Source organism: Enterobacter adelaidei (assembly GCF_041937165.1).
Lineage (GTDB): Bacteria > Pseudomonadota > Gammaproteobacteria > Enterobacterales > Enterobacteriaceae > Enterobacter > Enterobacter adelaidei.
Window position 1 is genome coordinate 1 of sequence record NZ_CP154358.1, and the last position, 5,281, is coordinate 5,281.

Genomic DNA, 5,281 nt, shown 5'->3' on the forward strand with positions numbered 1-5,281 from the left:
CGAGCCCCTGCAGGCAGGAGAGCGCGGTCAGATAGTGGCTGTGCAAGTGGACGATCGCCTTGCAGGCCGGGTTGTGCAAATAGACCGCCCGGTGAAAAGTGACCTCTTTCGACGGTTTGTCGCCGGAGATCCATTCCCCTTGCAGCGTCACCACCGACAACCGCTGAGCCTGCAGTTCGCCGAGGCAGGCGCCGGTCGGCGTCGCCAGCAGGTTGCCGTCCGGCAGCAGCAGCGACAGATTGCCAGCGGAGCCGGTGGCATAGCCGCGGCTAAACAACGAGGCGCCAATCTGCACCATTTCCTCTCGCAGTTGTTGCTCAGTCATGACGAAACTCCTGCTGGGCACGGGCAAAGAACTGGATATCGCCGAAGTTACCTGACTTCAGCGCCAGGGAGAGCGGCTGGCGGGTGTCACGCACCCAGGGCACGCCAGGGGAGATGGTCGGCCCAATATGGAACGCCTCAACCCCCAGGGTCTGCGCCACAATGCTCGACGTTTCCCCTCCGGCCACAATAAAGCGGGTAAATCCGTTCGCCTTCAGGGCGGCGGCAAGAGCGGCAAACAGCTGTTCCACCCGTTCGCTGCTGGCCTTGTCGCCATACTGCGCCTGGATCCGCTGCAGCGTTTGCGGCTCGGTGGTGGCATAGATCATCGGCGCCAGCGGCGCATCGCGCTGCGCGTCCACCCAGTCAGTCAGCGTCCTGACGTAGCTCTCCAGATCGGTAAAGCAGGCGCTTAAGTCGACGGCGCGGGCGGGGGCCTGTTGACGATAGGCCGCCACCTGGCTGTTGGTCATCACCGAGCAGGAGCCCGAGAGCACCACCGCCGGACCGGCCAGCGGCATGCCGGCCTGAGCGCTTTCCCCCCTGGCGCCATGGCGCTGCGCCCAGTCGCGGGCGAGGCCGATGGCGAGGCCGGAACCGCCGGAGACCAGCTTCATCTCCCGCAGCGCCACGCCCTGGGTGAGCAGATCCTGTTCGCTGAGGGCGTCGAGCACCACATAGCGCACCGCCGGATCGTTGACTGCCGCCAGCGCGGCGGCGACCGGGCGACAATCGGCCAGGCAATCAGCGCGGCTTTTCCGCGCCCTTGGCGCTCAATTAAGCGGCCCAGGTGCGCATCCTCCATCGGCGTCACCGGATGGTGGCGCATCCCGGACTCATTCAGCAGTTGCTCGCCGACGAACAGATATCCCTGATAGACCGTGCGGCCGTTAACCGGCAGCGCCGGGGAAATCACCGTCCGCGTCTCACCCAGCTCGGCCAGCAGGGCATCCAGCACCGGGCCAATGTTGCCCTGCGCGGTGCTGTCGAAAGTGGAACAGTACTTGAAATAAAACTGCTGACAGCCCTGGGCCTGCAGCCAGCGCAGGGCCGCCAGCGACTGGCTGACGGCCATTTCCGCCGGGCAGGAGCGGGTTTTCAGGCTGATGACCACCGCCTCGCTGGTCAGCGGAATATCGCGGGTCGGCACGCCATTCAGTTGCACCGTCGGCATGCCGTTGCGCACGAGGAAGCTGGCAATATCCGTGGCGCCGGTGAAGTCATCGGCAATGACACCAAGCTGCATGTTGTCTCTCCTCACTGTTTATGGCCCGGCAGGGTGATGCCGTTGAAAATCTTGATCACCGCGCTGTCATCTTCCCGACCGAATCCGGCATTACTGGCGGAGGTGAACATATTCAGCGCGGTGGTAGCGAGCGGCAGCGGGAAGGTCAGCGCCCGGGCAGTGTCATTCACCAGCCCGAGATCTTTGACAAAAATATCGACAGCGGATTTTGGCGAGTAATCGCCATCCAGGACGTGCTGCATGCGATTCTCAAACATCCAGGAATTACCCGCCGCGTGGGTGACCACGTCATACATCGTCTCCAGTGGGATCCCGGCGCGGGCGGCAAGCGCCATCGCTTCGGCGGCAACGGCGATGTGCACCCCGGCCAGCAGCTGATGGATAATTTTTACCGTCGAGCCAAGACCAATGTCGCTCCCGATGCGGTAGACTTTGCCGGCCACGGCGTCCAGCACCGGCGCGAGTCGGGCAAAGGCGGCATCGCTCCCGGAGGCCATCACCGTCATGTCGCCGGCGGCCGCTTTCACGGCGCCGCCCGATACCGGCGCGTCGAGCATCAATAGCTGGTACTCCGCCAGCGCCTCGGCAATGGCCTGAGCATCGGCGGAGGCGATGGTGGACGACACCATCACGACGGTGCCCGGCTTCAGATGGGCGGCGAGGCCGCTCTCGCCGAACAGGATCCCCCGCACCTGGGCGGCATTGACCACCAGCAGCACAACTGCATCCAGTTCCGCGGCGAACGGCACCGCGCTGGGGCCCGCGCCTTTGGCGCCCGCCGCCAGCAGTGCGCGACAGTTGTCGGGATTGATGTCAACGCCCCAGGTGTTCAGGCCCGCCTGCAGGCAGGCGCGGGCGGCGCCCATGCCCATTGAACCCAGTCCAATCACGCAGACGTTAGTGTGTGCAGCCATGCTGGTCTCCTTGTGAACATTAGTTAATTAATGTGATTTAATGATAGAATAAAGCGTTATCATGTGAATTTATGTGAGAGTTATCACGAATAACCCACATGAATATAAAAAATTCACAGGCGGAAAGAGGCTGCACAGCGGCGATTCTTGCCCTAAAATAGCGTAAAAAACAGCGGCAAAGCGCGATAACAACACCGGGTGTCGCCAGGGCCGTAGCCTGGGTGGTGACGCCTGGTGTGAAAAAATGGTAAGGGGAGAGCGGTGATTCCAATAGAACGACATCAGCGTATTTTAGCCCTGGTGGAGCAGCGTGGGGCGGTAAGCATTAACGAGCTGACGGAGATCCTCGGCGTGTCCCATATGACCATCCGTCGGGACGTCAGTAAACTGGAGGAGCAGGGGCTGCTGGTCAGCGTCTCGGGCGGCGTACGCGCCGTCAGCCGGCTGGCCGCGGAACCCAGTCATCTGGTGAAAAGCACGCTGCAGAGTGAGGAGAAACAGGCGATCGGCGCGCTGGCGGCGAGTCATATCGCTAAAAACAGTTGCATCTATCTGGATGCCGGGACTACCACCCTGGCGCTGGCGCGGGCGATCCTCGACCGGAACGATCTCCAGGTGGTCACCAATGATTTTGAGATAACCCAGCTGCTGATCGATGCCAGCCAGTGCGGCGTGATCCACACCGGCGGCACTCTGTGCCGGGAGAACCGCTCCTGCGTGGGCGAATCGGCGGCGCGTACGTTACGCCACCTGGCTATCGATACGGCCTTTATCTCCGCCAGCGGCTGGGACAGTCGCGGGATATTCACCCCTGATGAGAACAAGGTTACCGTCAAGGAGACCGTCAGCCAGGTCAGCGCGAGAAGCATCCTGCTGTGCGACAGTTCGAAATACAATCAGGTGGCCACGTTTATGGCGTTACCTTTGACCCGGTTCACCACCATCATTACCGACCGGCATCTTTCCGATGCCGCCGCCAGTCATATCGCCCGGCACGCCTGCGAGGTGCTGCGGGCCGGATAACGCGCGCGGCCACCGCCGGCTTAGCGTTGCCAGTGCTCGATCAGCGCCGCGCCGATCCCGGCGATTTGCTGATTTCGCTCGGCCATGCTCGCCGGCGTATCCCGCAGATAAATCACCACAATGCGCTCTGCTTTGTTATTCGGGCCAAGCAGGGCGACAATCCCGCGCGCACCCCGCTTGCTAGCTCCGGTCTTATCGGCGATAAACCAGCCCGCCGGCAGCACGGAGCGGATCAACGGTCCGGCGACCCGATCGTCCACCATCCACTGCAGCAGCTGCCGTTGCGAACGGGCGCTCAGACGCTGGCTGGTCAGCAGCTTGCGCAGGGTCGCGGCCATGCTGGCCGGGGTAGTGGTGTCGCGGGCGTCGCCGGGAAGCGCCTCATTCAGTTCCGTTTCCCAGCGGTCAAGGCGGGTGACGTTGTCGCCGATCTGGCGCAAAAAGGCAGTCAATCCTGCGGGGCCGCCGACGGTGGCCAGCAGCAGATTGGCGGCGCTGTTATCGCTCATGGTAATGGCGGCGGCGCAGAGTTCGCCGACCGTCATGCCGTCGGCAAGGTGTTTTTCGCTGACCGGCGAGTAGTCCACCAGATCCTGCTGGCGATAGTGGATCTTTCGCTCCAGCTGTTCGTCACCGGCATCCACCCGCGCCAGCACTGCGCCGCAGAGCACTACTTTAAAGGTGCTCATCATGGGAAAGCGTTCATCGGCGCGCCAGGCGGTCAGCGTGCGGCCGCTGGCCAGATCCATTTCTATCATGCCTACGCGGCCCGACAGCTGGCTTTCGCTTTGTTTAATTTGCTCAAGCGGCTGCGGGCTGGCGTGTACCGCCAGCGGCAGGGTGGCTAACAGGGAGATAATACACAGGCGAATATAACGCATAACCACAATACATCCTTGAGTGAAGGCCGATAAAGGCGAGTAAAGAAGCGACAAATAAGAATAACCCGGCGTTGGCACTGTTGCAAATAGTCGGTGGTGATAAACTTATCATCCCCTTTTGCTGATGGAGCTGCACATGAACCCATTCAAAGGCCGGCATTTTCAGCGTGACATCATTCTGTGGGCCGTACGCTGGTACTGCAAATACGGCATCAGTTACCGTGAGCTGCAGGAGATGCTGGCTGAACGCGGAGTGAATGTCGATCACTCCACGATTTACCGCTGGGTTCAGCGTTATGCGCCTGAAATGGAAAAACGGCTGCGCTGGTACTGGCGTAACCCTTCCGATCTTTGCCCGTGGCACATGGATGAAACCTACGTGAAGGTCAATGGCCGCTGGGCGTATCTGTACCGGGCCGTCGACAGCCGGGGCCGCACTGTCGATTTTTATCTCTCCTCCCGTCGTAACAGCAAAGCTGCATACCGGTTTCTGGGTAAAATCCTCAACAACGTGAAGAAGTGGCAGATCCCGCGATTCATCAACACGGATAAAGCGCCCGCCTATGGTCGCGCGCTTGCTCTGCTCAAACGCGAAGGCCGGTGCCCGTCTGACGTTGAACACCGACAGATTAAGTACCGGAACAACGTGATTGAATGCGATCATGGCAAACTGAAACGGATAATCGGCGCCACGCTGGGATTTAAATCCATGAAGACGGCTTACGCCACCATCAAAGGTATTGAGGTGATGCGTGCACTACGCAAAGGCCAGGCCTCAGCATTTTATTATGGTGATCCCCTGGGCGAAATGCGCCTGGTAAGCAGAGTTTTTGAAATGTAAGGCCTTTGAATAAGACAAAAGGCTGCCTCATCGCTAACTTTGCAACAGTGCC

4 protein-coding genes and 2 pseudogenes are annotated in these 5,281 nt (G+C 60.8%); 2 read left to right on the plus strand and 4 right to left on the minus strand.

Annotation, left to right across the window (positions count from 1 at the left end):
• Position 1 precedes the first annotated feature (1 nt).
• The 3 genes and pseudogenes from AAHF05_RS25040 to ltnD all read right to left on the minus strand — a co-directional run.
• Positions 2 to 325, minus strand: a pseudogene (locus tag AAHF05_RS25040) (class II aldolase/adducin family protein); the annotation flags it as partial.
• A pseudogene (otnK, locus tag AAHF05_RS25045) lies at positions 318 to 1,570 on the minus strand (3-oxo-tetronate kinase). The pseudogenes otnK and AAHF05_RS25040, both read right to left, overlap by 8 nt.
• Positions 1,571 to 1,581: 11 nt before the next feature.
• Entirely contained in the window at positions 1,582 to 2,484 is a 903-nt protein-coding gene (gene ltnD / locus AAHF05_RS25050; RefSeq protein WP_002903955.1) for an L-threonate dehydrogenase, read from the minus strand.
• A gap of 261 nt (positions 2,485 to 2,745) precedes the next feature.
• On the opposite strand from ltnD, the gene AAHF05_RS25055 reads away from it, so the two are divergent.
• On the plus strand, positions 2,746 to 3,507 hold the full coding sequence (locus AAHF05_RS25055; protein ID WP_002210513.1) for a DeoR/GlpR family DNA-binding transcription regulator: 762 nt from the start codon (positions 2,746 to 2,748) through the stop codon (positions 3,505 to 3,507).
• A 20-nt stretch (positions 3,508 to 3,527) separates the two neighbouring features.
• Here the strand turns inward: AAHF05_RS25055 and AAHF05_RS25060 are convergent, their stop codons facing one another.
• The gene (locus tag AAHF05_RS25060) at positions 3,528 to 4,388 is read right to left on the minus strand and encodes an extended-spectrum class A beta-lactamase SHV-12 (protein WP_002904004.1); all 861 of its coding nucleotides are present in this window, start codon (positions 4,386 to 4,388) and stop codon (positions 3,528 to 3,530) included.
• 136 nt (positions 4,389 to 4,524) lie between these two features.
• Here AAHF05_RS25060 and AAHF05_RS25065 point away from each other — a divergent pair, with 136 nt between their 5' ends.
• Entirely contained in the window at positions 4,525 to 5,229 is a 705-nt protein-coding gene (locus AAHF05_RS25065; RefSeq protein WP_001067855.1) for an IS6-like element IS26 family transposase, read from the plus strand.
• Positions 5,230 to 5,281 lie beyond the last annotated feature (52 nt).